The organism is Bacteroides sp. An269, assembly GCF_002159755.1.
Classification (GTDB): domain Bacteria; phylum Bacteroidota; class Bacteroidia; order Bacteroidales; family Bacteroidaceae; genus Phocaeicola; species Phocaeicola intestinalis.
On record NZ_NFJG01000007.1, the window covers coordinates 35556 to 62074 of the forward strand.

General features: G+C 45.9%; 24 protein-coding genes and 2 pseudogenes. 16 read left to right on the forward strand and 10 right to left on the reverse strand.

The window, feature by feature from the left end:
• Positions 1-37: 37 nt before the first annotated feature.
• Positions 38-1165 carry a restriction endonuclease subunit S gene (locus B5F71_RS03080; RefSeq protein ID WP_087207615.1) on the forward strand — a complete coding sequence of 376 codons (1128 nt, stop codon included), beginning with the start codon at positions 38-40 and terminating at the stop codon, positions 1163-1165.
• Here the strand turns inward: B5F71_RS03080 and B5F71_RS03085 are convergent.
• A complete protein-coding gene (locus B5F71_RS03085; RefSeq protein WP_343285790.1) occupies positions 1158-1691 on the reverse strand; it encodes a restriction endonuclease subunit S in 534 nt (177 codons plus the stop codon). The genes B5F71_RS03080 and B5F71_RS03085 overlap by 8 nt on opposite strands.
• On the opposite strand from B5F71_RS03085, the gene B5F71_RS03090 reads away from it, so the two are divergent.
• Positions 1660-2334 carry a restriction endonuclease subunit S gene (locus B5F71_RS03090; RefSeq protein WP_241148541.1) on the forward strand — a complete coding sequence of 225 codons (675 nt, stop codon included), beginning with the start codon at positions 1660-1662 and terminating at the stop codon, positions 2332-2334. The genes B5F71_RS03085 and B5F71_RS03090 overlap by 32 nt on opposite strands.
• Here B5F71_RS03090 and B5F71_RS03095 read toward each other — a convergent pair.
• The 9 genes from B5F71_RS03095 to B5F71_RS03135 all read right to left on the reverse strand — a co-directional run bounded on the left by B5F71_RS03095 (position 2327) and on the right by B5F71_RS03135 (position 13319).
• Positions 2327-3541 (reverse strand): restriction endonuclease subunit S, encoded by a 1215-nt coding sequence (locus B5F71_RS03095; RefSeq protein WP_087207618.1) that lies wholly within the window; start codon positions 3539-3541, stop codon positions 2327-2329. The genes B5F71_RS03090 and B5F71_RS03095 overlap by 8 nt on opposite strands.
• Before the next feature lie 5 nt (positions 3542-3546).
• Positions 3547-4512, reverse strand: coding sequence for an ORF6N domain-containing protein (locus tag B5F71_RS03100; RefSeq protein ID WP_032570791.1), 966 nt, complete (start codon positions 4510-4512; stop codon positions 3547-3549).
• Positions 4513-4563: 51 nt separating this feature from the next.
• The gene (locus tag B5F71_RS03105) at positions 4564-6114 is read right to left on the reverse strand and encodes a type I restriction-modification system subunit M (RefSeq protein WP_087207620.1); all 1551 of its coding nucleotides are present in this window, start codon (positions 6112-6114) and stop codon (positions 4564-4566) included.
• Positions 6115-6116: 2 nt separating this feature from the next.
• Positions 6117-7058 carry a DUF4268 domain-containing protein gene (locus B5F71_RS03110; RefSeq protein WP_087207622.1) on the reverse strand — a complete coding sequence of 314 codons (942 nt, stop codon included), beginning with the start codon at positions 7056-7058 and terminating at the stop codon, positions 6117-6119.
• A gap of 17 nt (positions 7059-7075) precedes the next feature.
• Entirely contained in the window at positions 7076-7618 is a 543-nt protein-coding gene (locus tag B5F71_RS03115; RefSeq protein ID WP_087207624.1) for a hypothetical protein, read from the reverse strand.
• Between the two features lie 3 nt (positions 7619-7621).
• Positions 7622-10447 carry a type I restriction endonuclease subunit R gene (locus tag B5F71_RS03120; protein WP_087207626.1) on the reverse strand — a complete coding sequence of 942 codons (2826 nt, stop codon included), beginning with the start codon at positions 10445-10447 and terminating at the stop codon, positions 7622-7624.
• Between the two features lie 23 nt (positions 10448-10470).
• Positions 10471-10770 carry a helix-turn-helix transcriptional regulator gene (locus B5F71_RS03125; protein WP_087207628.1) on the reverse strand — a complete coding sequence of 100 codons (300 nt, stop codon included), beginning with the start codon at positions 10768-10770 and terminating at the stop codon, positions 10471-10473.
• Between the two features lie 207 nt (positions 10771-10977).
• A complete protein-coding gene (locus B5F71_RS03130) occupies positions 10978-12135 on the reverse strand; it encodes a site-specific integrase (protein WP_087207630.1) in 1158 nt (385 codons plus the stop codon).
• Between the two features lie 20 nt (positions 12136-12155).
• Positions 12156-13319 (reverse strand): site-specific integrase, encoded by a 1164-nt coding sequence (locus B5F71_RS03135; protein WP_087207631.1) that lies wholly within the window; start codon positions 13317-13319, stop codon positions 12156-12158.
• 253 nt (positions 13320-13572) lie between these two features.
• Between B5F71_RS03135 and B5F71_RS03140 the strand changes: the two are divergent.
• The 14 genes and pseudogenes from B5F71_RS03140 to B5F71_RS03205 form a co-directional block, all read left to right on the forward strand.
• A pseudogene (locus tag B5F71_RS03140) lies at positions 13573-14583 on the forward strand (hypothetical protein); the annotation flags it as partial.
• A gap of 65 nt (positions 14584-14648) precedes the next feature.
• Positions 14649-15050: a hypothetical protein gene (locus B5F71_RS03145; protein WP_005816123.1), complete on the forward strand. Its 402-nt coding sequence runs from the start codon at positions 14649-14651 to the stop codon at positions 15048-15050.
• 3 nt (positions 15051-15053) lie between these two features.
• Positions 15054-15668, forward strand: coding sequence for a conjugative transposon protein TraK (gene traK, locus B5F71_RS03150; protein WP_005816126.1), 615 nt, complete (start codon positions 15054-15056; stop codon positions 15666-15668).
• A gap of 12 nt (positions 15669-15680) precedes the next feature.
• Positions 15681-16100, forward strand: coding sequence for a hypothetical protein (locus tag B5F71_RS03155; protein WP_005816127.1), 420 nt, complete (start codon positions 15681-15683; stop codon positions 16098-16100).
• Positions 16084-17226, forward strand: coding sequence for a conjugative transposon protein TraM (traM, locus tag B5F71_RS03160; RefSeq protein ID WP_005816128.1), 1143 nt, complete (start codon positions 16084-16086; stop codon positions 17224-17226). The genes B5F71_RS03155 and traM overlap by 17 nt, the downstream gene beginning before the upstream one ends.
• Positions 17227-17295: 69 nt before the next feature.
• Positions 17296-18141 carry a conjugative transposon protein TraN gene (gene traN / locus B5F71_RS03165; RefSeq protein ID WP_005816133.1) on the forward strand — a complete coding sequence of 282 codons (846 nt, stop codon included), beginning with the start codon at positions 17296-17298 and terminating at the stop codon, positions 18139-18141.
• Positions 18141-18686 (forward strand): hypothetical protein, encoded by a 546-nt coding sequence (locus B5F71_RS03170; protein ID WP_005816135.1) that lies wholly within the window; start codon positions 18141-18143, stop codon positions 18684-18686. The genes traN and B5F71_RS03170 overlap by 1 nt, the downstream gene beginning before the upstream one ends.
• 8 nt (positions 18687-18694) lie before the next feature.
• Positions 18695-19348: a DUF1566 domain-containing protein gene (locus tag B5F71_RS03175; RefSeq protein ID WP_206423820.1), complete on the forward strand. Its 654-nt coding sequence runs from the start codon at positions 18695-18697 to the stop codon at positions 19346-19348.
• Between the two features lie 66 nt (positions 19349-19414).
• A complete protein-coding gene (locus B5F71_RS03180) occupies positions 19415-20323 on the forward strand; it encodes a fimbrillin family protein (RefSeq protein WP_005816138.1) in 909 nt (302 codons plus the stop codon).
• A gap of 80 nt (positions 20324-20403) precedes the next feature.
• Positions 20404-22593, forward strand: a complete 2190-nt coding sequence (locus B5F71_RS03185) for a type IV secretory system conjugative DNA transfer family protein (RefSeq protein WP_005816140.1) — start codon at positions 20404-20406, stop codon at positions 22591-22593.
• A 53-nt stretch (positions 22594-22646) separates the two neighbouring features.
• Entirely contained in the window at positions 22647-23144 is a 498-nt protein-coding gene (locus B5F71_RS03190) for a hypothetical protein (protein ID WP_005816141.1), read from the forward strand.
• A gap of 88 nt (positions 23145-23232) precedes the next feature.
• Positions 23233-24441, forward strand: a complete 1209-nt coding sequence (locus B5F71_RS03195; RefSeq protein WP_005816149.1) for a putative resistance-associated DNA invertase — start codon at positions 23233-23235, stop codon at positions 24439-24441.
• Positions 24442-24946: 505 nt separating this feature from the next.
• Positions 24947-25519: a UpxY family transcription antiterminator gene (locus B5F71_RS03200; protein ID WP_008021340.1), complete on the forward strand. Its 573-nt coding sequence runs from the start codon at positions 24947-24949 to the stop codon at positions 25517-25519.
• A 97-nt stretch (positions 25520-25616) separates the two neighbouring features.
• A pseudogene (locus tag B5F71_RS03205) lies at positions 25617-26273 on the forward strand (MraY family glycosyltransferase); the annotation flags it as partial.
• Positions 26274-26519: the final 246 nt, after the last annotated feature.

The window sequence follows — 26519 nt, forward strand, 5'->3', positions numbered from 1 at the left end:
TTTCTAAATAATTGGTTCTTATAATTAGAGAAATATAGTGTGCGATGTTCCGGATCTGAGATTCCCGGAGTTTACAGATGAGTGGGGAAGCATAACTATTAAAGAAGCTTGCTCGGAATTCCAGAGTGGTAAAAACATTAAAGCAGAAATGATAACTGGTCAAGGACTTTATCCTGTTTACGGAGGGAATGGCCTACGTGGGTTTACAGAAAGTTATAATCATGATGGAGATTATATACTTATTGGACGACAAGGTGCTTTATGTGGAAATATCAGAAAAGTTACAGGAAAAACGTATGTAACAGAACATGCCATTGCTGTTTGTGCATCAAAGGAAAATGAAACGACATTTTTACAATATCTTTTTCAAAAGATGAAATTGGGACAGTATTCAGACCAATCTGCACAACCCGGTTTAGCCGTAAACAAATTATTACGGCTAAATATAAACGTACCATCAAAAATAGAACAGGCAAAAATTGCCAAAATCTTATCTCTTATCGATGAACGTATTATTACCCAAAACAAAATCATTGAGAAACTGCAATCCTTAATTAAAGGGATTATAGTTTCTCATTACTCAACAACAGCCCATACAATAAAAGTCAAAATTCGAGAATTAGGAGAGGCATATTCAACAATGGTAATGTCTAAGGAACAGCTCACGAATGACGGTAATCTATGCGTCTTCTATGGTGAACTTTTTACATTATATGGTTGTGTCATTGATAAAGTAAAGAGCAGAACAAGTCTTGAAATAGTATCATCTACACTAAGTCATGGGCGAGACTTGTTATTTCCTGCATCAACTACCGTAGATGCAGTCTCACTGATTGCTCCGTCAGCTTTAATGCAAAAGGGTATAATTTTAGGTGGAGATATGTTTGGTATCAAAGTCTCAGAAGCATATAATCCTATTTACCTTAGCTACTACTTCAATTACATTGCCAATAAACGGTTGGCTAAGTATGCAAAAGGAACAACCATAATTCATTTACATTATAATGAGATTGCGAATGTTGCCATTGAACTCCCTAATATAGAAGAACAAGACAAAATCGTTTCAACCATACTGGAATATTCAGCGAAACTTTCTATAGAAGAAACCATATTGGAAAAGCTATTCGATTTGAAACAATATTTATTGAAGCAACTGTTTATATAAACATCCGCCCCAATAGATACCGCTTTTGTAGATTGAATGATGCAAGAATATTTTGCTCCAAACAGAGTTTGCTCTCCAATTTTCCAAGTACATTAGCAGTACGCTTTTGTTCGGAAAGTGGAGGACAATATATTTTCGCATTACCATAATCCTTGAAGTAGATATGTGGTATTGCCATTCCTGTTTTGTACGACTGAAAATTAAACACAGACAGAACGAAGTATAGATACCGTAAATCATAGTTATTTATGGCTGTAAGATAATTGAGCGTGCCAATTACTGAAAATTCACCTTGTACGTAGGATGCTGTTCCTACACCAGAACCGTCTTTGATTATCAGTATCGCATCACCTTTCATTTGCGGCATATCAGTATATCCGATCAAGCCGTTTGCGCCAAACACTTTATACAATCCACTGTGTGAAACTTCACTTTCTTGAAGCGTTGAACTGTGGCACTCTAAACATTGAGCGATAGTCGCATTAGGCTTTCCTTTGGTTGTCAGTAAAATTGTAATCCCTTTAATTTACGAATACAAATCCTTAATTCAGGCAATATGCGATACCTTAATAGAAGCAGAACAACATAAAGTCGAATTATCTTTTAACGATTTTGGAGAGCCATATTCAGGTTTATCTGGTAAAAGTGCAGAAGATTTTGGTGAGGGATGCCAGTACATAACATATATGAATGTCTATCAGAATCAAATCATTGATACAACTGATGTCGGTTTAGTCAAAATCAATGAAACAGAACAACAATCAGTTGTCCGTTATGGCGACATTCTTTTCACCTTGTCGTCTGAAACGCCAAATGAAGTCGGAATGGGTGCTGTGTACTTGGGTGATACTTATCCTTTATACCTGAATAGTTTTTGCTTTGGTGTCCGTATTATAGACGAAAGTAAGATTTTCCCTCCGTTTTTAGCATACTATATTTCAACCAAATCATTTAGAAAGGCTGTTTTCCCATTGGCACAAGGCAGTACACGTTTCAATTTGCAAAAGAGCGATTTCATGAACAAAATGTTTCTTTTCCCAATGGTAGAAAAACAGAACAAGATATACACAACTCTCAAAGCCTATTCGGATAAGCTTTCTATTGAAAAGCGTATAGCCAAATTACTTTGTGAACAGAAAAGTTTCCTCTTACGTCAGTTGTTTATATAAACATCTGACGAAGTAGGTATTGTTTTTCTCTCTCATACGAACGTAACAAACTTTTCTCTATATCAATCTTTGTCTGAATCCTTGTCAGGGCGTTAGCAATATAGACTGCTTCATCCTCTGTTTTTGGAAGAGGAATGGAGTTTTCCAAGAAACGAGTATTAGTAATGTTGATAGTGTTTTTCGCTCCTTTCTGTATAAGTGGATGCAAATAATTGAACGCATTGTTGGGCTGCATGAAATAGAAGTGCAGAATAACTCCGATGTTATCATCAATCGGCTTATATACACCATAGAGAGGTGATACCGCAACAGCGTTTTTAATATAGCTGCGTTTTACTATCCCATAAGGAAAATCACCTGTTGGGCTTTTTGTATAAACTATGTCACCATATTTAACGACATTGTAATGTGATGTTTCTTTGGCTGCAAAAGAGCGTCCAAGATATTCTATCTGATTTATAATACCTTGACTTACAGATACGGAACAAACGGTATAGCCATTTATATTCTTTTCAGTTCTCTCTTGTAGGACTTTGCTTAATTCCGTTTTCTGCCAATTCCCCTTGCGTATTCCATCTGTCTTTTTCTGATAAATAATTGCCTGAATTAAGGATTCATATTTCTCAATGATTTTGTTTTGGGTAGCTATACGCTCGTCTATGAGCCTGAACAGTTCCGCTATTTTGGCACGCTCTGCATGGCTGTTGGGAAAATAGAAGTCAAATCCATTGAAATCTGATGTGGTTATCTGATTTATTCTTGCACCAAGGTTTTCTCCTACTTGTGAAAAATATCTTTTCGTGCTAAGTAATGGCAATATAAATGGATTATCTTTAGAACGATAAACCATCATAAATGCCCCAAATGTATTGTTGGCATCTTCTTTCTTTATTATGGCATTTTTTCCAATTAAACGTTGACTCCCGTTTCTTGCACATATCAAAATGTCGTTCTCCTTGGTTATGATTCTTTCTTTGATAGGCTTATTCACACGAACTAAATCTGAGTAATCAATTACCCCGTTTTTTATATTTGAAGAACGAAGAACTATTGTACCATTACTCTCTACAACATCAGACGGCTTATATGTTAAGCCTATAATAGTTTCTCCAATTTCACCTAACGACTGTTTGTGCCATTCGTCTGTAAACTCCGGGAATCGTAAAGCCGGAACATTAAGGACTTTATTTTCTTTATTATCTGCCATAGTTATTACTCTTTAATTTTGTTGATAAGTTCTGTTGCCGTGATGTCACGCATCAAGGTGAAACCAAACCATTTTTTACCTAAATCTTTGATGGATGCTCCTATGTGATACACTTCATCGTCAATAAGCAAAAAACGGTCGTGTGCTTTGTTGAATTGCTTTATTTCAATGGACGAATATTGTGCGTTATGACGGTCAACATCCAATTGGAACTGGTTACTAATTCGCTGTGTGTAGATAGTTGCTGTAACCCCGTTTCCCCTTTTATCAAGCAACGTAAGTACAGTGTCATCCACATAGTTGTCAATCAACACGATTGAGCGCTTGGCTTTTCGCATCAGATCAGACACAAAACGGTATGCATCAAACACTTGCCCATCATAGAAAATACCTTGTATGGGTGGAATATTCGCATCCAACCGTCTGAACACTTCATCAATGCGTTTGTCCGTCACTTCTTGATGCTGCTTCATTTCAAGCTGATGATATTCTATCGTTTCAAGCCGTTGAAACAGTTGGGCATTGGTAGCGATGAAGCGGCGCATGGATACAAAGGCATCCATAATCTTTATGCTTACAGCTATAGCCGTTTGACTGTGGAGAACGGTTGAAAGCATGGATATACCTTGCTCTGTAAAGACATAAGGCATAACCGAAGAATGTTTTAAGGAATTGAGGCGGTCGCAATTTGCGACCAGTTCATCCGTTTCTTCTTTTGTCAATTGAAAGCGGAAGCGTTCAGGAAACCGCTCAATATTACGGCGAACTTGCTCATTAAGACGTTTGGTTTCAACACCATAAAGAATAGCTAAGTCACGGTCAACCATAACTTGCATCCCTCTTACATTCATAATAAGTTGCGCAATCTCTTCCTGCCCGGAGAACTGATGTTCCGCAGCCAAAGGTAACTGGTCGCAATTTGCGACCGGTTTACTTGCTTTGCCCTCTATTTTTTCCCTTTCTTTAGCCATAGCTTACAAATCTTGAAGTCGCAGATTGCGACTTCAAATGATTATATCTAATTATATAATTCCCAATTCTTTCAAATACACATCAATCTCCTTATCCAGTTCAGCACGTTTGGCTTCCAGTTCCTTGATTTCAGACATTACCGCTTTGATGTCAATCGGTTCTTCTTCCTCAAAGGTGTCAACGTAACGAGGAATATTCAAGTTATAGTCATTATCGGCTATCTCTTGCAGCGTGGCAAGGTGACTGTACTTTTCTATTTCCTTACGGTCGCGGTAGGTTTCGACTATCTTTTGAATATGTTGCGGACGGAGCTTGTTTTGGGTCTTGACCTTTTCAAACTCCTTGCTTGCGTCAATAAACAAGATGTTATCATCCTCCTTACGGCATTTCTTCATCACAAGGATGCAGGTAGGTATGCTTGTACCATAGAAAATGTTGGCTGGCAAACCGATGATGGCATCAATGTAATTTTTCTTTTCGATAAGGAAACGGCGGATTACGCCCTCGGCATTACCACGGAACAAAACGCCATGAGGTGCAACGCAAGCCATTGTGCCGCCCTCATTCAAGTGGTATATCATGTGGAGGATGAAAGCGTAATCGGCGGTTTTCTTCGGTGCAAGTCGTCCAGCCTTGCTGAAACGGTCATCGTTGTTGAACTTATCGGCTGCACTCCATTCTGCGGAGAACGGAGGATTAGCCACTACCGCATCGAATTGCTTATCACCAAAGGCATCCCATTCCAACGTATCACCGTTCTCTATCTTGAAATTGCTGAACTTAATGCCATGCAACAGCATATTCATTCGGGCAAGGTTGTAAGTTGTCGGGTTCTTTTCCTGTCCATAAATATCCACGGCATGACCCACCTTTGCCGCACGAAGAAGCAACGAGCCGCTACCGCAAGTCGGGTCGTACACATTCCGAAGCCGCGCATGACCAATAGATACGATTTCTGCCAATATCTGACTGACTTCCTGTGGCGTGTAGAACTCCCCGGCTTTCTTTCCGGCTCCAGCGGCAAACTGGCCAATCATATACTCGTAGGCATCGCCAAGAATGTCTATTTCTTCCGATGCCTCCACACCAAACTTTATATCGTCCAAAGCCAACAATACATTGCTGACGAGGGTATTTTTGTCATCAGCCGTCTTGCCTAATTTCGGTGAAGCGAGGTCAATATCAGAGAACAGACCTCCAAAATCTTCCTCACTGTCATGTCCCAATGTGCTATCCTCGATGCGCTTCAACGAGCGTTCAAGAATGGGCAATATATTCTCTTTCTTCTTTATTCGGTCTATTACCGATGAAAAAAGGTAAGTCGGTTCGATAAAGTAGCCGACACCCTCCAAGCATTGCTTCTTCAGTTCCTCTTGCAGTTCGGCGGCATCCTCGCCCTCCATAGTCCACAATTCTTTGAATGACACTTCATCATCCACCAAAGCATTGTTGGCGTATGCCTCTATCTTCTCCGAAAGGTATTTGTAGAAGATGAAGCCCAAAGTGAAATACATGAAATCACTGGCCGACATATTACCGCGCAACTTATTGGCCACTTCCCAAAGTTGGTCACGGAGTTTCTGTTGTAATTCTTCGCTCATATCTATTTTAGTATCTCTTTAACTACTTGTTTTATTCTTATGCACATGTCACAAAGCCATGCACAGCCTCTATTCCAATTATCTTTGTCATTCATATCTCCCATAGAATGAAGGACTAAGAAACGACTTGACTTTTTGTTATCATTCAAACGCCATTCGATTTCATTTTGGTCTGATATACCTAAAATCTTGGTGACAAGTTCTTCATTAGCCTTGAATTTTGCAATAATTTCTTTGTCTTCGTGAACATACAATCCTGCAGATAGACTGTTATTTTTAGTATTCAATGTCATGCAAAGATGATATGCGGATGACCCCATCCCAAGGTCATACCAATGTTGAGCTTGCGGCTTTCGTAATTTGAAATTCTTCATAAAAGCAGAATATTTGGGAGCTTCATTGTTGAATTGTTCCCAAAAAGCGAGTTGCAGACTTTCAGTTTCCGAAAGTCCAGCAGTCTTTTTCATAGCCTTTGCCCAATTATTGGGGCGTTCTACGATATTGAACTTAGGAGCTGGTTCAGAATCGTTGATTTTCCATAATTCAATCTCTATTAGGAAAAACTCAAATTTGTCATCTGTATGTTGATTCAGCCATTCTATGGCTTGTTTATGCTCGTCACGTGCTTTCTTGACAATCCAAATAATCACCTCCGCATCTTTACCCGAAGCATACGTAATAATCTTACCCAAATGGTCGTGATTAGTTTCTTCCAGTTGGTTCTCTATGATAATTCGCCGCCCTGTCCCTTCCTCTGTAGCGTACAGGTCAACACTAAAATCGCCTACATTGGATTCCTGTTCTTCGACAACTATATCTATGCCCACCGCTTCACTAAGAATCTCTAAATTTTCTTCTTTGGCCAGCCAAGGAGTGAAATCCTTAGCTTCGTGCTTCCAAACAGAGCGGAGGTCTGTTACTTGTTCTAATTTGCCTAACTTCATTGTTGAGATTTTATTGGTTACAACCGTTTCATTTTCTTACAACCATACAGCTCTATATCTTTGTTCTCCGTACAATGAGAGCATATTACATCTGGCACAATATGGGATGGTGCATTTATGGGTTGACGTGCCCACATGGATTCACCATCTATTTTCCACCACTCGTTAATTACATATACATTTTGGCTTGAATAATAGAAATTTGTTGCATTAAGTAGATTCTGCTCCCCAAGCTCTTCAGCCAAATATGCTGTAATAGTCTTTTCTACTAACATTATTTGGCTTCTTGTAGGATGTTTGATGTTGGATATACGACCTACATAAATTGAGTTCAAACGCTCTTTTATCTCGGCGATATGGTGCCCTTTATCACAAAGTCTTTTATATACGTTCCGTGTGGATTCCCCGCAATAATAGACTTCACGTGACTTTGCGTATTTTAATTTGCCATGTAGTAAATATAAAGAACACTTGAATGATTGTTCTTTTTCCCATAATCTTTCTTCCTCTGAAGTAGTAAATGGGCCATACCACTTTACAAGAAAAACATTTTCGTCCATAATTTAATCCCAACTAAAAGTTCTGATAATACTGCGCAACCTATCCATTATCCTTGTCAAAGCCTTTCGTGTCTTAATCAGTCCGAGGTGCTTCTCTTTGAGAGCCTTTTGTATGATTTCCGGCTGCTCTTTTTGCAGGTAGTCATATTCTTTCAAGTAATGGTCGAGTACATCAGAAGAAAGTCCCTCGTCCTGTGCCAAAGAGTTCACGGCCTTTTCGCGCTCGGTCGTGATATAGTTATTCAATCGTTCTTCCAGTTCACTTGTACCGTCCGCCTTTTGCCGCTGCATCATGAAGTTCTCCTTATCATCATCCACATTCTTTTGGATGAAGCCGTCAATGAGTTTCGCCTTGTTACGCATTTCGGCATCCTTTATCATCGTGTCAATGATGTTCTTGCGCCGCTCTGCATAGTCATTGCTATACGGGTCAAGGTTGGCAATCAGTTCAAGGATATAAGCTACATTGATAATGTCGCTGTGCAGGAGTTCAAGGCAGAAATCCACATCCTCCAACCTTTCATCACCCGGCGTTTCATCATTCCACGGCTTGGTGGGTGAAACAGTGTCAACTAAGATAAACGTATCGTGAATATCAAGGTACTTGCTTCGGAAGTCCATGAACTGCTGTTCGGTCATGCCGAGGTCGTCCGCATCATCGCTGTAATCCTCGTATATCTGAATTTCTGCATGTTTACGAATAATGTCGCGGAAAGCCAGCACAAAGTCTTTCTTGTCCTTTTCACTCTGCAATAGGTCTATGCTGCTTGGCTCCGGGTATTTCTGCAAAAAGTCAGTTGCCAACTGCTGGTATTCCTTTTTTACTTCCTCAAACGGAGGACGTACTATTTCTTCGGGATTGTTGGAGTTGCTGAAAAGCCTGATGGCCGTATCAACATTGCTTTTCAAATCACGGAAGCATATAATTTTACCGAAACGCTTTTTCTCATTCAGCACACGATTAGTACGGCTGAATGCTTGCAGTAATCCGTGATACTCCAAGTTCTTATCCACATAGAGCGTATTGAGCTTTTTGCTGTCAAAGCCCGTAAGGAACATACCCACGACAAGGCAGAGGTCAAGCGGTTTCATATCCGCCCGTTTCTTTTTCATGCGTAGGTTGATGTCATCGTAGTAGGCGCGGAAATTCTCGGTCGTGAACGCTGTGCCGAACATTTCATTGTAGTCATCCATGATGGCTTGCAGTTCGTCCGCCTCGCCTGTGCTTTCGCTGACATACTGCCCCGTATTCATTCCCGTCTGTTCATCGTCCTGGCTGCTGTTGGCAGCGTATGTAAATACTGCGCCGATACGGATTTTCGGCTTCAACGACTTGAATATCTTGTAATAGCGGATAAGCATCGGTACGGATTGCACGGCAAACAGAGCATCAAACTCACCGTCAAAGGTTGACTTATTGAAATTATTAAGGATGAATTTGGCTATCTCCTCCATGCGGTTGGCATTGCCCTTTTCCACTTCTTCGCTTCCGTGATAATACTCCACAAGAAAGCCCAGCACGTTTTCATCGGCTATGGCATCCTTGATAAGGTATTGGTGCAGGCAGTTGCCGAATATCTCTTTGGTAGTATGCCCGTTAATGGCATTCTCCGTGAAAATGGGCGTACCCGTGAAGCCGAACACTTGGGCGTTGTCAAAGAACTTCATGATGCGCTTGTGACTTTCTCCGAAGTGGCTTCTGTGGCACTCATCGAATATCATCACGATACGGGAGTGGCGTATGGCTTCAATCTTGTTGCTGTACCACGTCTTGCTGACTGCGGCGTTGAGTTTCTGAATGGTAGTGATGATTATCTTGGAATTGCTGTGCAACCGTTTCACCAACTCGTCCGTATTGTCCGTGCCGTCCACCGCACCCGGCTCAAAGGCTTCATATTCCGATTGGGTTTGGGTGTCGAGGTCGTGGCGGTCAACCACGAACATCACCTTATCCACATCATCCAGTTCGGAAACAAGCTGTGCCGCCTTGAATGAAGTCAATGTCTTTCCGGCTCCTGTTGTATGCCATATATAGCCGTTGTCGTTGGAGTTCTTTACCTTATCCAATATCTTCTCTACAGCATAGAACTGGTACGGACGAAGCACCATCAAGCATTTGTCGCCCTCATGCAGCACGATGTATTTGCCTATGATTTTGCCGAGCGTACATTTCTCCAAGAATGCAGCAGCAAACTTATCCATTTCATTGAACGGCACATTGGCTGCGTCCGTCCAGTTGAACGTGAACTTATAGCCTCCGTTTGGATTGTTGGCGAAATAGCGTGTATTGACACCGTTGGAAATCACGAACAGTTGAATGTAATCAAACAGACCGTGATAAGAAGTTTTGTGATAGCGTTGGATTTGGTCGTATGCTACTCTCAACTCTACACCCCGGCGTTTCAATTCAATCTGTACCAAAGGCAGGCCGTTTATAAGAATGGTCACATCGTAGCGGCATTTCTTTCGGCCTTCCACCGTGATTTGGTTGGAAACCTGAAATTCGTTCTGGCACCACTGTTGACGGTTAAGGAACTCCACCCAGATGCGTTTGCCGTCTGCCGTGTCAAGCGGATAAAGGTCGCGGAGCTTCTTCGCCTTTTCAAAGCGGATGCCTCCCTCAAGGTAGATGAGTATCTTGTCAAATTCCTCATCTGTAAATTCGGTACGACCATGCTCTGCCAATCGCTTATGGTTATGTATCTCCAACTGCCGCTTGAAATTGGCTTGAAGATTCTCTTCCTCGGCAATCTGGACATATTCATAATCCATTTGCTGGAGCGTGGCGATAAGTCCGGCTTCCAATGCCGCTTCACTTTGTATAGACATATTCCTGTTCTGCCTTTTATGCGTTACTCATTATCGTTCAGACTTCTGATAATCTCAATGCCCAATGCGTTTTCTATCTTGCAAATGGTTTCCAACGACATATTCTTTTTGCCTTTCAGCACTTTGGATATGTATTGCTGGGTGCAGTTCATCTTTTCGGCAAGCATCTGTTGCGTCAAGCCGAGTTCCGTCATCCGTTTTGACATGGCGGCGGCAATCAACTGCGAGTATTCCGCCCAATCCTTTTTATCCTGTTTCACATCAGTTTCCTGCCTTACGGCTTCCATAGCCATACGAGGCATTTTATCTGTCGTTGTATTCATTGAAAGATTACCTTATCTTGTCTGGATGCAAAGGTAATACAATTATCCGAGAAAGCACAACCAACGAGTTGTGTTTTTTTGAAAAAATGTTTCTACCACTGCAAATTTGAACTTTATAGGGGGTCGATAAATCATCGACCCCCTAAACAACAATTCAAATACAGGAGGATGTCATTTCAACAACCCCCAGTTTGACTATCATTCAACTTAGAACACGCCATTGGTAAGGCTCATAGCTTCTACCTTTTTCTCCATATTCACCTTTGCGTAAACCTGCGTGGATGCGATGCTCCCATGTCCCAAAATCTTGCTGACCGAGTAAAGTTCCGCACCTGCCGTTATCGCCAACGTTGCCGCCGAATGGCGGCTGCTGTGATAGGTAAAGTCCTTTTCTATCCCTGCCTTGTTTTTGATGCGGCGCACGTACTTCGCCACGTTGTCGGGCTTCTTCACCAACGGAAAGATGATACCATCCTCCCCGTTTTCGGGTCGTGGCGGAAGCAAGGACAGAGCCAGCGCATTAAGCGGCACAGCAACTGGCCGTTTGGTCTTGTGCTGAATGACCGACACCGTTTGTACACCGTTTACGTCCTTAATGTCGCTCCACCGCAACCGTTGCATGTCGCCGAGCCTAAGCCCCGTCATGCAGGAAAAACCAAAAGCCCTCTGCACAACTTCTTCCATAAAGGTTTGCGGCTCTACGGCAAGAAAGCGTTTCAATTCGTCCGCTGTAAGGTATTCACGGTGCTTGTCCGGCGCATGGAAATGTTCCTCCCTCGTAAGTTCCTGAACGGGATTGAAAGCCATCAGTCCGTCACGCACGGCTTTGTTGAAAATAGCCTTTACCGTTTCTTCAAACAGCACGAGGGTGTAAGCCGCCAACTTGCCACCATTTGCCTTTATCTGCTTTCTGTTGCGGTAATTGCGCATATATCCGAACAGTCCGCTTACCAAATCCCTATCAACGTCTTTCAGCAGGACATCCGTTTTCTTGGCTCGTTTCAAATAAGTCTCAATCCGTCTGCGCACGACATCCTTGTGTTGTATCATCTTTTTACAGTTACCGTTCAGCATGGCACATTGCACATAATCACTGCACCACTGGAGCCAGGTCATGGACTTGGCCGCTTCGTTTTCTTCCCTCTTTTTCTTCTTCGCGAAAGACGGAGGGGTGAGGATGCGCTGCGCCCGTATCTCTTGCGCCTTTCGGTAGGTCTGCCCGTTGAGCATCCTTGCGTTCGGAGCGTCATCGGGTACAAGGTACAGATGCAGGTTCTCTCTTTTGCGGAAGCCCGTTTCGTAGTATTCCAGATACAAGCTGCGGTTTCCGGCTGTCAACATTCTCACTTTGATTTCTACTTTCATAAAATTCTTCTTTTAATCGGTTATACAAACATATTGTTTACGAGGTTCATCGTCTCGATTTTCTTCTTATCCACTATCTTGGCATAGACTTCGGTCATGCGGATGCTACGGTGTCCGAGTATCTTGCTCACCGTGTAAAGGTCTGCGCCGAGGGTCAGCAACATGGTCGCCGCCGTATGCCTGCTGCAATGGTAGGTGATGTGCTTCTGTATTCCGGCCATCTGCATCCATTCGCCCAACACCACTTCCACTGTGGTAGAAGTGATGCGTAACTGGTGAAATACCCTTTCTTCGTCCTTTGACTTTCGGGGCATCCATTTCAAAGCTTCGTTGGAGAGCGGTATCGTCACCGTGTTCTTGGTTTTCACCTGCTGATGCTCGATGTAGAGCGTCTTTCCGTCCGCCGCCTTGTGTATCTCGCTCCATTTCAAGGTCATCATGTCGCTGTACCGTAACCCGGTGAAACAGGAAAACAGAAATGCCTTTTTCACAATGTCGTAGCGGCACGGCGTGGCCATCAGTTGGCGAAGTTCCTCAATTGTCAAGAACTCACGCATGGCGTTCAACTTCTGCGGCTTTTCCTTTGTTTCCAACAGTTTGAATGGATTGCGGTCTATTAGTCCTTCGCTTACGGCCTTGTTTAACGCGGCGGCAAGGCGATTCATGAATATTCGGCAAGTGGTACTGCTCAATGTCTTTTTGCCTTGGTTGAACGTGCATGTTTTCAGAAAGGCGATGAAGCCCTTGCAGAAATCCTTGTCAACCTCTTTTAGGGTGAGGCTTGGTTTGCCTATATATAATAGGTATTGTTCCACCCTTGCCTGCGCGTTCCGCTTCGATCTCATGCTGGCCGGACTTAGGCCGTTTTCCTCGGCAGTGTACTTCGCCACCCATGCGCTGAGCGTCATCCTTGCCTTTTTTACGTCCTCCCAGTTCACAAGACCCTTTTCCTGAATGTCGAGGATGCGTTGCGCCTTAATTTGCTCGGCCAGCTTGCGCGTGTTCCTGTTCTGCAACCTTGCGGCGGCATCCGTTTCAGGCACGAGGTAGAGTTTCAGGCCCTCTTTCTTCCTTGCGCCACGGTAGTACATGTCGAGGTACAGGCTTACATTGCCGTCGTTGAGCCTCTTCTCGCGTATGCGGACAGGCTCCTTAATTTTGATTTCTTTCTTCTTTCGTCCCATTTTCTTTTCTGTGTTATCCGATTTTTGGATTTGTTATTATATTGTTTATCAGTCACTTGCAAGCGTTACAAAGATAATTCACGGCGGGACAAAAACGGGACAAAAAGCGTGCTTTTATATCCCAAATTAGGCAAATATAACTATCCAATCAAAAAACGGCCTCTATTCATAACCAACTATAAATCAGTGATATTTGGCAGATTATGTTAGATATGTTTTCCTATGGTTTTACCCATCTGGAGTAATTGGTGGTTACTGGTGGATCCTCCAAATGTGTATGGCATTGGCGGCACTGTTCTCTATCATCGTGGCGGCAAGCATGGCCTACAAGATGATGGTGAAGAACGAACCGTTGGACGTGATGAAACTGTTCAAGCCCTTGGTGGTGAGCATCATCCTCTGTTGGTGGTACCCACCTGCTGACACAGGCATGACCAACAGCGGCAGCAGCTGGTGCGTATTGGATTTTCTATCCTATATTCCCAATTGCATCGGCAGTTACACCCACGACCTCTATGAGGCAGAGGCGACCCAAATTTCCGACAAGTTTGAGGAGGTGCAGCAGTTGGTATATGTCAGGGACTCGATGTACACTGACCTCCAGGCACAGGCAGACGTGGCGCATAAGGGCACATCAGACCCCAACCTGATAGAGGCGACGATGGAGCAGACGGGCGTGGACGAAGTGACCAACATGGAGAAGGATGCCAGCAAACTGTGGTTCACCTCACTGACGGCAGGGGCCGTGGTGGGCATCGACAAGATAGTGATGCTGATAGCCCTGATCGTGTTCCGCATCGGTTGGTGGGCGACGATATACTGTCAGCAGATATTGCTCGGAATGCTCACTATATTCGGTCCAATACAATGGGCATTTTCGTTGCTGCCCAAGTGGGAAGGAGCGTGGGCGAAGTGGCTAACCCGTTATTTGACAGTTCATTTCTACGGAGCCATGCTCTACTTCGTCGGTTTCTACGTCCTGTTGCTGTTTGATATTGTGCTCTGCATACAGGTAGAGAACCTGACGGCCATCACCGCCAGTGAGCAGACGATGGCAGCCTATCTGCAAAACTCGTTCTTCTCGGCAGGCTATCTGATGGCAGCGAGCATCGTGGCGTTGAAATGCCTGAACCTCGTGCCCGACCTTGCGGCATGGATGATACCAGAGGGCGACACCGCCTTCTCAACCCGAAACTTCGGCGAGGGCGTGGCACAACAAGCCAAGATGACGGCTACGGGAACCATGGCGACCGTGATGAGATAACATGTGAGTGTGCGGTGAGTCACCGCACCTCCTATTGAAACAAATAAAAGTAACCATCAAGAAAAATGAAAGCAAAAAATGAAATTGAGCGTTGGCTCAAAGATGAGAAATTCATGGCGTTTGCCAACAAGCGTGCAAAGGAAGAGTTTTTCAATTCCGAAAACAACTACATCGACCCACAGTATGAGGAGATGGCAGAAGGCTTTGAGGATAACGACGAGTATGTAGTGCCTATGGTAGATTACCTGAGTTATCGCTTGCATCGTGCCAAAATCTACAGAAATCGACGGAGACGTGAACGTGACATCTGGTGGGTGTGGATCCAACTGAAATACGAAGGCATCTACGTAGAGGCTTGCATCAAGTATTACGCCAAACTGGTGGAAGAAGTTGAGAAGGACATATACACCATCCTGCACCGTGAATATGTGAGAATGAAGAGAAATCAGACCTCAAACAAGCAGTAACGTATGGTAATCAAGAACTTAGAAAACAAAATCAAGCTGGTGGGCATCATCTGCTCTGCGTTCCTCATGGGCTGCATCATCATCTCGGTGTCGAGCATCTGGACGGCGCGCTGCATGGTGACGGACGCGCAGCAAAAGGTGTATGTATTGGACGGCAACGTGCCCATACTGGTGAACCGCACCACGATGGAGGAAACGCTGGATGTGGAGGCAAAGAGCCATATCGAGATGTTCCACCATTACTTCTTTACGCTTGCTCCCGATGACAAGTACATCCGCTATTCGATGGAGAAGGCGATGTATTTGGTCGATGAAACTGGTTTGGCGCAGTACAATACGCTGAAGGAAAAGGGCTTTTACAACAATATCATGGGTACGAGTGCCGTGTTCAGCATCTTTTGCGACAGCATCAAGTTCAACAAGGAGAAGATGGAGTTCACCTACTACGGTAGGCAAAGGATAGAGCGAAGGAGCAATATTCTGATGCGTGAATTGGTGACGGCGGGACAGGTGAAGCGCGTGCCGAGGACGGAGAACAATCCTCATGGACTGCTCATCACGAACTGGAGAACCTTGCTCAACAAGGATATTGAGCAGAAGTCGAAGTCAAACTTCTAATATCCTAGCGGTATGAGTGTAAAAGGAATCAGACGGATGCTTGTGGGCGAGGATATGCCCGACAAGAACGACCCCAAGTACAAGAAGCGGTATGAGAAGGAGGTGGCGGCAGGGCGCAAGTTTGCCAAGACCGCGAGGATAGACCGTGCGGCGGCTAAGGTGCAAGGCTTTGCCAATGCCCACAAGACGCTGTTTCTCGTCATCGTCTTCGGCTTTGTCGCCACGTGCTTCGGCATCAACATCTACAGGATGGTGCGGTATTACGGTCATCGGACGGAGGCTGCAAGTGCCATCGAGCGGCAGGAAGGGCGCATGAAGCAGATGATGAATGCAGCCCATTGCATCACTCCTCCCGTGACGCATCGAACCAACGAGGAGAATCGAGACAAGTCAGTAACATCAAAATCAGACAGCGATGAGAATAACAGATAAGATAAACTTCCGTCAGCCGAAGTACATGCTGCCAGCCATCGTGTACATCCCGTTGATTGCCACAGGCTATTTTGTCTTTGACATGTTCAATACGGAGGTGGCGGAAACGCAGGACAAGAACCTGCAGACCACCGAGTTTCTGAACCCCAACCTGCCCGGAGCGCAGATTAAGAATGGTGACGGCATCGGTGGCAAGTATGAGAACATGGCGAAGTCGTATGGTCGCATAGCAGACTATTCGGCTGTTGATAACATTGAGCGTGACAACGAAGAAGAGAAAGAAGCGTATGAATCCAAGTACACAGAAGAAGACCTTGCGGAACTCGTCCGTCAGGCAGAAGAGAAGGACGATGCAGCCGAAGTGGCCGATGCCAAGGCGCGAGAAGCGGAAGCACTCGAAGCACTCAACAAGGCACTCGCCGAAGCGAGGCTGAGAGGACAGGCGGCAGTTGCCCCCGTGGCCCAGGATACCACACAGGCTGGGCCTCCCAAGGAGCAGATTGAGGTGAAAGGTCAGATTGCCGAGGACAGCAAGGCGGTGAAGGCACTGGACGAGGAGGACAAGGCACAGGAGGTGGTGAAGAAGGTGAAGGTGACTTCGGACTATTTCAACACCCTGACGCAGAACGAGCATGAGCCAAAGCTCATCAAGGCCATCATTGACGAGGACGTGAAGGCTACGGACGGGTCGAGGGTGCGGCTGAGACTGTTGGACGATATTGAGATTGGTGAGACCGTGGTGAAGAAAGGGTCGTACCTCTATGCCACCATGAGCGGTTTCGGTTCGCAGCGAGTGAAGGGTAGCATCAACTCCATCCTTGTGGATGACGAGCTGATAAAGGTTTCGCTTTCGCTTTATGACACGGACGGACTGGAGGGACTGTATGTCCCCGGCAGCCAGTTCCGTGAGACCACGAAAGATGTGGCGAGCGGTGCTATGCAGAGCAACATGAACATCGACCAGAGTGGAGCGAACAACAGTTTCTCGCAATGGGGAATGCAAGCCGTGACCAATGCCTACCAGAAGACAAGCAATGCCATCAGCAAGGCTATCAAGAAGAACAAAGTGAAGCTGAAGTATGGGACGTTTGTTTACCTTGTAAATGGGAAAGAGAAAAGGAAATAGACACTGCCCGACAACGGAATTGTCGGGAACGGTGGCTCATAGAGTATAAACATCAAAAAATCAACTAATATGAATTGTTTTCAGAAAATGAATGTCTGTGCATTGCTTTCGCTGAGCGTGCTTTCAGCCAAGGCGCAGACCACCTACATGGAGATGGAGCAGCTGACGGTCAACGACCAAGTGACCACCGTCATCACCGCCTCCGAACCCATCCGCTTTGTCGATATATCCACAGACAAGGTGGTGGGCGACCAACCCATCAACAACACCATCCGCCTGAAGCCGAAGGACAACGTGTATGCCGACGGTGAGGTGTTGGCGATAGTGACAATCGTGACGGAACGCTACCGCACGCAGTATGCACTGCTCTATACCACGAGGATGCAGGAGGCAGTAACCGATAAGGAAATAGAATGCTCGGAGCGCAATGCCTACAACAATCCCGCTGTAAGCCTGTCCACTGCCGACATGACCAAGTATGCACGTCAGATATGGTCATCGTCTGCCAAATACCGCAACGTGGCGACGAAGATGCACCGCATGGTAATGCGCCTGAACAACATCTACAGCGTGGGCGAATATTTCTTCATCGACTTCTCCGTGGAGAACAAGACCAACATCCGCTTCGACATCGACGAGATGCGCATCAAACTATCGGACAAGAAGCAGAGCAAGGCTACCAATGCGCAGATAGTGGAACTGACCCCATCTCTTGTGTTGGACGATGCGAAGACCTTCAAGTATGGCTATCGCAACGTGATTGTGGTGAAGAAGATGACCTTCCCCAACGACAAGGTGCTGACCATCGAGCTGTCGGAAAAACAGATAAGTGGACGCACCATCTCGCTCAGCATCGACTATGAGGATGTGCTGTCTGCCGATTCGTTTAACCATATACTGTTGGAGGAGGAATAATGAGAATTAGGAATGAGGAATTAGGAGTGAGGAATTGGCTTGTGCATACCTTACTCGTTGTCATCTGTTTTATGGCAAGCATGACTCCGGCAATGGCGCAGCAGAATAGCGACCGCATATCCTTGGGGTTCGGATGCCTGTATGAGCGAGGACTGGACGTGACGCTGTCCTACGAGTATGAGACGAAGTACCACAATGCGTGGGAGTATTTTGCAAACGGATATATCAAGTGGAACGAGTGCGCATCGTGCGGTCATGTCTGTCCTGAGAGTTTTTGGAACAACTACCGCAGTTATGGTTTCGGCTTTGCCTATAAGCCCTGTGTGGCAAGAGGACGCAACCACCATGGCAACATGCGCATAGGAGCATCGGCAGGTAGCGATACTGACAGGTTCTTGGGTGGCATCCACCTCGGCTATGAGCAAAACTATACACTCAGACACGGCTGGAAGCTCTTCTGGCAGGTGAAGACCGATGTGATGATCAAGGGTGAAGACCTGTTCAGAACGGGTATTGTCCTGGGTGTGAAACTTCCTGTAAAATGACTATGCGTATGAAGAAACTGTTTTCAATCTTGGCAGTTGCGGCAACGGTGTTGCTGACTGCCTGTGACGAGCATCAGGACTTTCCCGACACAGCCATGAAGGTCACCCATATCTTGACCACTGACGGCAAGGTGATGCCCTACGAAACCTACGAGCAATCGTGCATGCAAGCCATTGCAGTGGTGTTCAACGTCAATCAGAGGGAAGAAATGGAGGGAAACGGATATGCCGTCTATCTGTGGGACATCGCTCCCGAAGCCTTTGCTGACAGTATCGGTGTGGAACAGGACACATCCTGTGACCTCACCGCCTACGACGGCAACAAGAACACTTTTGCCCTTTATGGCACGACCGATGTGAAGTCGCCTTTGGCTGAGCGTGTCTTCGACATGTGGCGTTACGGGCAAAGTGCCTATATCCCCAGTGTGGCACAGATGCGTCTGCTCTATCATGCCAAGGACATCATCAACCCATACATCCTGAAATGCGGCGGCACACCTATCCCCGATGAGGATGATGACTGTTGGTATTGGACTTCAACGGAGGTAGAAGGACAAGCGACCGCCAAGGCATGGCTTTACTCACTGGGAAGCGGTGCCATACAGGAGACTCCCAAGTGGCAGCCGCATAAGGCGAGACCCATCATCACGATTATGGATTAGCCCATATACAGACATCGAGTATCACCCGTATCATCATCAAAGTACAACAATTAAAAAAGAAAAAGCATGAAAAAGAATTTGTTTCTAATGTTGGGACTTGGAGCCATGCTCCTCACGTCCTGTGACCAAGACATCGTCAATGAGATTTACCTGCCCGGTGGCGGAGGTTCTGTGGTCGTGACCGACAGCACATCAACCAAGCAGCTTCAGGTATTCACCAATCTGGAGATGCTGCAACCTGCCGTTTCCACACGAGCCGTTGACAACCAGTGGGAACTCAATGATATGATTGGCATCTCTTCCACAGGGATGATCAACAATATGAAGTTCACCCGAAGCGGCGGCACGAATCAGTTTGTGTCAGCCAACAAGGTGTTTTTCACGGACACAGACACTCACACCTTCAATGCCTACTATCCCTATACGGCAAATCCTACCAACGACCTCATAGAGTTCCAAGTGCCGGAGGCAGCTGTACAGAGTGAGCAGAAGGTCAATGATTTTCTGTTTGCCAGTGGAGCGGCATCATACGCCAATCCGAGCCTTACATTGAACTTCACCCATCAGATGGTGCGTGTCATCATCAAGGTCTATACCTCACCAGAATACGGTTTCACCACCAATGATTTTGCAGGAAGCCTACTCACGTTCGTCGGTTATTTTGACAGCGGTACTTTCAACATCAAGACCGGAAAGGTAGAATGCAGTGACGAGTCGGTGACGACCTATTATTTCGGCGACCCACAAAGTGACCACATGGAATATACGCTTTATGTTCCTGCACAGGTTATGCCAGACATGACATTGCAACTCAGCAATGGGGAGAACTTCGTATTCCTCACAAACGACACGTGGAAAGCGGGTCATTCCTACAGCTATTCATTGAAGCCTGTACGCAACACCTTGGAGGTCATATCTGCAACTATTTCTCCGTGGACAGTAGAGTCTGAGAAGACCATCAACGGCTACGAATAAAACTCATAAGAGGATTGGAGGGTGTCCACCGTGGCATCCTTCATCTTTTCTCATTATCACCCAACATCATCGTAAAGTAAATGGAAGAAAGCAAAGAGTTACAGGGTTTTTACAAGATATTCAGGGCGGTGATTTATGTCTCCATCCTGATGGAGTTCTTCGCCTACGCACTGGAGCCGGAGCAGTTGGACTTCTTGGGCGGCGTAGTGACGGATATCCACACTCGCATCAAGCGGTGGATGATTTACCATGACGGCAACCTCGTGTATAGCAAGGTGGCTACGTTCCTGCTGATATGTATCACCTGTGTGGGAACGCGCAACAAGAAGCATCTGGAGTTTGACGCTCGCAGGCAGGTGCTCTATCCGCTGCTGTCGGGAGTGCTGCTGATTGTGCAGTCCGTATGGCTGTTCGGTCATTCGATAATGCCCTGTTTCTATACCCTCCGTTTGAACACTTGGCTCTATATGCTCACTTCCATCGTCGGTGTCGTATTGGTGCATATCGCCCTCGACAATATCTCTAAGTTCCTGAAGGAAGGGCTGCTGAAAGACCGCTTCAACTTCGAGAATGAGAGCTTTGAGCAATGCAGGGAGTTGCAGGAGAACAAGTACAGCGTGAACATCCCTATGCGCTATTATTACAAGGGCAAGTTCCGCAAGGGATGGGTGAACATCGTCAATCCGTTCCGTGGCACATGGGTTGTGGGTACTCCTGGTTCTGGTAAGACCTTCTCCATCATCGAGCCGTTTATCAGGCAGCACAGCGAGAAGGGCTTTGCCATGGTGGTGTACGACTATAAGTTTCCCACTCTCGCCACCAAACTCTACTATCATTACTTGAAGAACAAGAATGCCAAGGACAGCAAGATGCCCCATGGCATGAAGTTCAACATCATCAACTTTGTGGATGTGGAGTATTCGCGCCGTGTGAACCCCATCCAGTTGAAGTACATCAACAACCTTGCCGCAGCGAGCGAGACCGCCGAGACCCTGCTTGAATCCCTGCAAAAAGGCAAGAAGGAAGGCGGCGGTGGCAGCGACCAGTTCTTCCAGACCTCTGCCGTCAACTTCCTTGCCGCCTGCATCTATTTCTTCTGCAACTACGGCAAGGAGCCCTACGACAAGGACGGAAAGATGCTGATTGCCGAGCGGCGTGAAGACCCAAAGACGAAAAGGCTGATACCCACAGGACGGGTGTTCGACCATTCGGGCGCGGAGGTGCAGCCCGCTTATTGGTTGGGCAAGTACAGCGACATGCCACATATCCTATCGTTCCTCAATGAGAGTTATCAGACCATCTTCGAGGTACTTCAGACCGACAACGAGGTAGCCCCCTTGCTTGGCCCGTTCCAGACTGCCTTTGCCAACAAAGCCATGGAGCAGTTGGAAGGTATGATTGGCACGCTACGTGTCTATACCTCCCGTCTCGCCACCAAGGAATCTTACTGGATATTCCACAAGGACGGCGATGACTTCGACCTGAAGGTCAGTGACCCGAAGAATCCAAGTTATCTGCTCATTGCCAACGACCCCGAGATGGAGAGCATCATCGGTGCACTGAATGCCTTGATTCTCAACCGCCTTGTAACGAGGGTGAATACAGGACAGGGCAAGAACGTTCCTGTCAGCATCATCGTCGATGAGTTGCCGACCTTGTATTTCCACAAGATAGACCGACTGATAGGCACAGCCCGAAGCAACAAGGTGAGCGTGGCACTTGGCTTTCAGGAACTTCCGCAGTTGGAAGCCGATTATGGCAAGGTGGGTATGCAGAAAATCATCACCACCGTGGGCAATGTGGTGAGCGGTTCGGCAAGAGCCAAGGAAACCCTCGAATGGCTGTCGAGTGACATCTTCGGTAAAGTAGTGCAACTCAAAAAGGGCGTGACCATCGACCGTGACAAGACCTCCATCAACCTCAATGAGAATATGGACAGCCTGGTGCCTGCAAGCAAAATCTCCGATATGCCCACAGGTTGGATATGTGGACAGACCGCCCGTGACTTCGTAGTCACCAAGACCGGGATGAACGGAAGCATGAACATCCAGGAGAGCGAGGAGTTCAAGACATCCAAGTTCTACTGCAAGACCGACTTCGATATGACGGAAATAAAGAAGGAGGAATCGGAGTATGTCCCTCTCCCTAAGTTCTATAAGTTCAAGTCGAAAGAAGAGCGAGAGCGCATCCTCTACAAGAACTTCGTTCAGGTTGGGGAGGACGTGAAAGCCATGATTAAAGAGATTCAGCAGTTCCGCACTATGATGTAGTGATATTGATTAGAGTGCGGTGAGACATCGCACCTCCTATATAAAATAATGTAATGAGAAGATACATCATCGTACTATTGAGCATGTTGGCCATCTGTAGCGTGCCCTGTCAAAGCCAAACCATTGACAGGGCACTGTTTGAACGGATGGTAGCCATTACCAAACACTTCGAGGGTTGGCACGACCCAAAGACCACACCGGGCTATGTGGGCTATGGTCACCAGCTACAGAAGGGAGAGCGTTTCCCGAAAACACTGACACGTCAGCGTGCAGATTTGCTGTTACGGACAGACCTCCTCCGGCACCTGCGCCTATATGCCCGTTATGGCAGGGATGCTTATCTGCTTGCCACCCTCTCGTACCAGATTGGACCAGCCAAGTTGTTAGGCAATGGACGATACCCGAAAGCGTCCCTGCTCACCCGATTGGAACGTGGCGACAGGGACATCCTGCCACTCTATCTGAGCTATTGCAAATGGAGGGGAAAAGCAGTGGCATCCATTAGGAAACGGAGGTGGGTGGAATATCAGCTGTTGTATGCCGAGCGGTGAGGCACCATCCCTCCTATACCTGTTTGTCTGTCACTTATATTATATATAAAGGTAATAATTGCAATTTCAATGTTAAAGTCAGAGCATTATGGCATCCATCAAATTAAAGTTCAGAACATCATCTGTTCAAGAGAAAGAGGGTCGCCTGTATTATCAGGTGATACACAATCGTGTGGCACGTCAGATCCATACAGAGTACAGAATCTATTCCTCAGAGTGGGATGCGGACCATTCAAACATCATTTTGCCAACTTCCGTCACTCCACAACGTCAAGCCTATCTTCTTTCCTTGAAAGATACATTGGATGCTGACAGGAAGAAACTGCTGTTGGTCATTGCACGGTTGGACAAGGAAGGGCAGTCATATACAGCAGACACCGTCGTTGACAACTTCCATGAGGGAAAAGAATTACATGGCATTATCGGCTATACGCTGGAGTTGAACGAAAAACTGAGACGCATCGGCAAGAAGCGGATGGTAGCAAGGTACAAAACCACCCTCAACAGCCTCCAGCGTTACCTGAAAGGAGGCGATGTGCCATTGGAGGAAGTCGATGGGACAACGATACAAGGCTATGAACAGTGGCTGAAAGACAGCGGACTGTGCCGCAACACCACCTCTTTCTACATCCGCAACCTGCGCACCATCTACAATCATGCCGTAGATGACGGACTGGTCATCTCTTCCTCACCGTTCAAGCATGTATATACCGGCATCGACAAGACCGTCAAGCGGGCACTCCCCTTGGAAATCATCAAGCAACTGAAAGAGCTGGACTTGAGTCTGAACCCCCGTTTGGAGCTTGCAAGGGATATGTTCCTGTTCAGTTTCTATACCCGTGGGATGTCGTTCATCGATATGGCACAACTTACACCAAGCAATCTGCATGGCAGTACGCTCATTTACCGCCGTCAGAAGACCTCACAACAGTTGCACATCAAATGGGAACCTGCCATGCAGGAGATAGTGGCGAAGTACAAAACAGATGATTCTCCCTACCTGCTCCCTATAGCAAAAGGAGAGGGAGCCATATTCTGGAGACAGTACAAGAATGCCTATAGCCGTATCACCAAGCAGTTGAAGAAAATCGGAGAAATGATAGGCCTGTCCGTACCCCTGACCACCTACGTAGCCCGCCACTCCTGGGCAAGCATAGCCAAGAGCAAGAACGTGCCCGTATCTACTATCAGCGAGGCATTGGGGCATGACTCCGAGAAAACCACACAGATATACCTCTCCTCATTGGACACCTCTGTCGTTGACAACGCCAACAATCTCATCATCAATTCTCTTTAGGAGGTGCAGCGTCTCACTGCACCTTTATTTCAATATTTATAACTATTGTATTGCGGTGTGATACCGCAACTATAATAAAAAAGTCGGGGATTGTTGAGCAAAAAGGTGTTTCTCTCTTTAAGAGAAACTCTTCGGGATGCAAAAATATGAAAATAACTCCAATTCACCAAATTATATAGCGACTTTTTTACAAAAATGCTAAAATTTGTTGATTTCCGTCAAGCAATTGTTGAGCAAATATGTCTTTTACGATAAAATGATACCTCAATATCAACTGTTTAGCAAAACGATATTTCTCTTAAAGAGAGAAACATCTTTTGCATACCTTTTCCGACCGAATTTTTATGTCGTAAAGAGGGGCTTTGCAGGGGGTGGACTCAGAAAGATGAGAATAGATGACTATTGTAGTTGAAACACATAGAAAGTTGCTGATATACAGACCGATACGCATATCGGGATTAACCATGAGTACGTTCTTTTCTCAAAAAACACATGTCAAAACAGTATGGTGAATGTATTGGACAAGGATAAGATACTGTGGTATGTCATGCGGGCCTACAAGAACGAGAATACTGCCGAAGATCGGCTCTCTAATGAAACGTATGGCTTAGAGTATTTCATACCCAAGCAGAAAGTCCTTCGCACTGTCAAGGGCAAGAAAGTCTTTTTCATGGTACCCGTCATCCATAGTCTGGTGTTTGTGCATGCAAGTCATCAGAAGATTGTTGATTTCAAACACAATTATTATTACGACCTACAGTTTGTCACATGGAAAAGTGGCGGAGAACTTGTCTATCTGACTGTACCTGATGAAGACATGACCAACTTCATCAAGGTGTGCAAGCAGGCAGATGAAGAGGTACACTTCTACAAAATCAGCGAAATCAACAAGGAAAAAGATAAAATCAACATTGAAAAAGGTAAAAGAGTAAGGGTACATGGCGGACCGTTCGACCAGGTGGAGGGCTACTTCATAAAAGTGGCAAAAAAGAGAGGTCGGCAGCTTGTCGTCATTATTCCCGACCTACTGGCGGTTTCAGCTGAGGTGAAGCCGGAATATATTCAAATCATAGACTGAGATTATGGAAACACGAATTACCCCCCCGAATTGATTGATACAGAGGGATTAGTACAGGACAGACCGACACAAACGGCCTATTAAAGTTAGATAGAGAATGAGTTTAATTTGGATTGTCAACATCCTGTCGGTATTCTTCCTGTGCGTGTTTTTCGCAGGAATCGTGATACCGCAGATTCTGCTCATCGCCTTCCGCAGGCGACTGTTCGACGAGCCGGACGAGCGGAAGATACATCAGTGTGTAGTGCCTCGCCTTGGCGGTATGGCCTTCAAGCCCGTAGTGTTCTTCTCCTTTGTCCTGCTTTTGGCGGTCAATGTCTCAACCGGACATGATGAGCTGCTTAAGGAAATAGGCGCAGAAGCGTTGCCATTGGCATACGCCTTCTGCGCCATCATCATGTTGTACCTTGTCGGCATTGCCGATGACCTTATCGGTGTGCGCTACCGTGCCAAGTTCTTTATCCAGATAGTCTGCGGCATCATGCTGGTGGCTGGCGGAGTGGAACTGTCCGACCTTCACGGAATGCTGTTCATCCATTCCATGCCGTCGTGGATTAGCATCCCTCTCACCGTTTTCGTTACGGTTTTCATCATCAATGCCATCAACCTCATCGACGGCATCGACGGACTGGCCTCTGGGCTGTGCAGCATTGCCTTCCTGTTCTACGGGATGACCTTCATCTGGTTCCACCAGTATCTCTATGCCATGCTTGCCTTCGCTACTTTGGGCGTACTCATACCATTTTATTATTACCCTAAAATCCGCAAGCAATCTCAATGGCAATCTCAATTGCAGTAAAGAGCTTGAACACTATTCATCATGATAGTATGAGCGTGAATTTTGTCCGATTTGTGCATACCTTCCCCTTACCCCACAATGCGACTTGAGGCAATACGCAGATTCAAACCGGAAAGAAAGGATTCTTATCCGAATTCTGTTTTGAAGGGTTTTGCATAAGCTCGGTTCTCTGTGTAGATATTCAGCACGTATTGCCTTGCA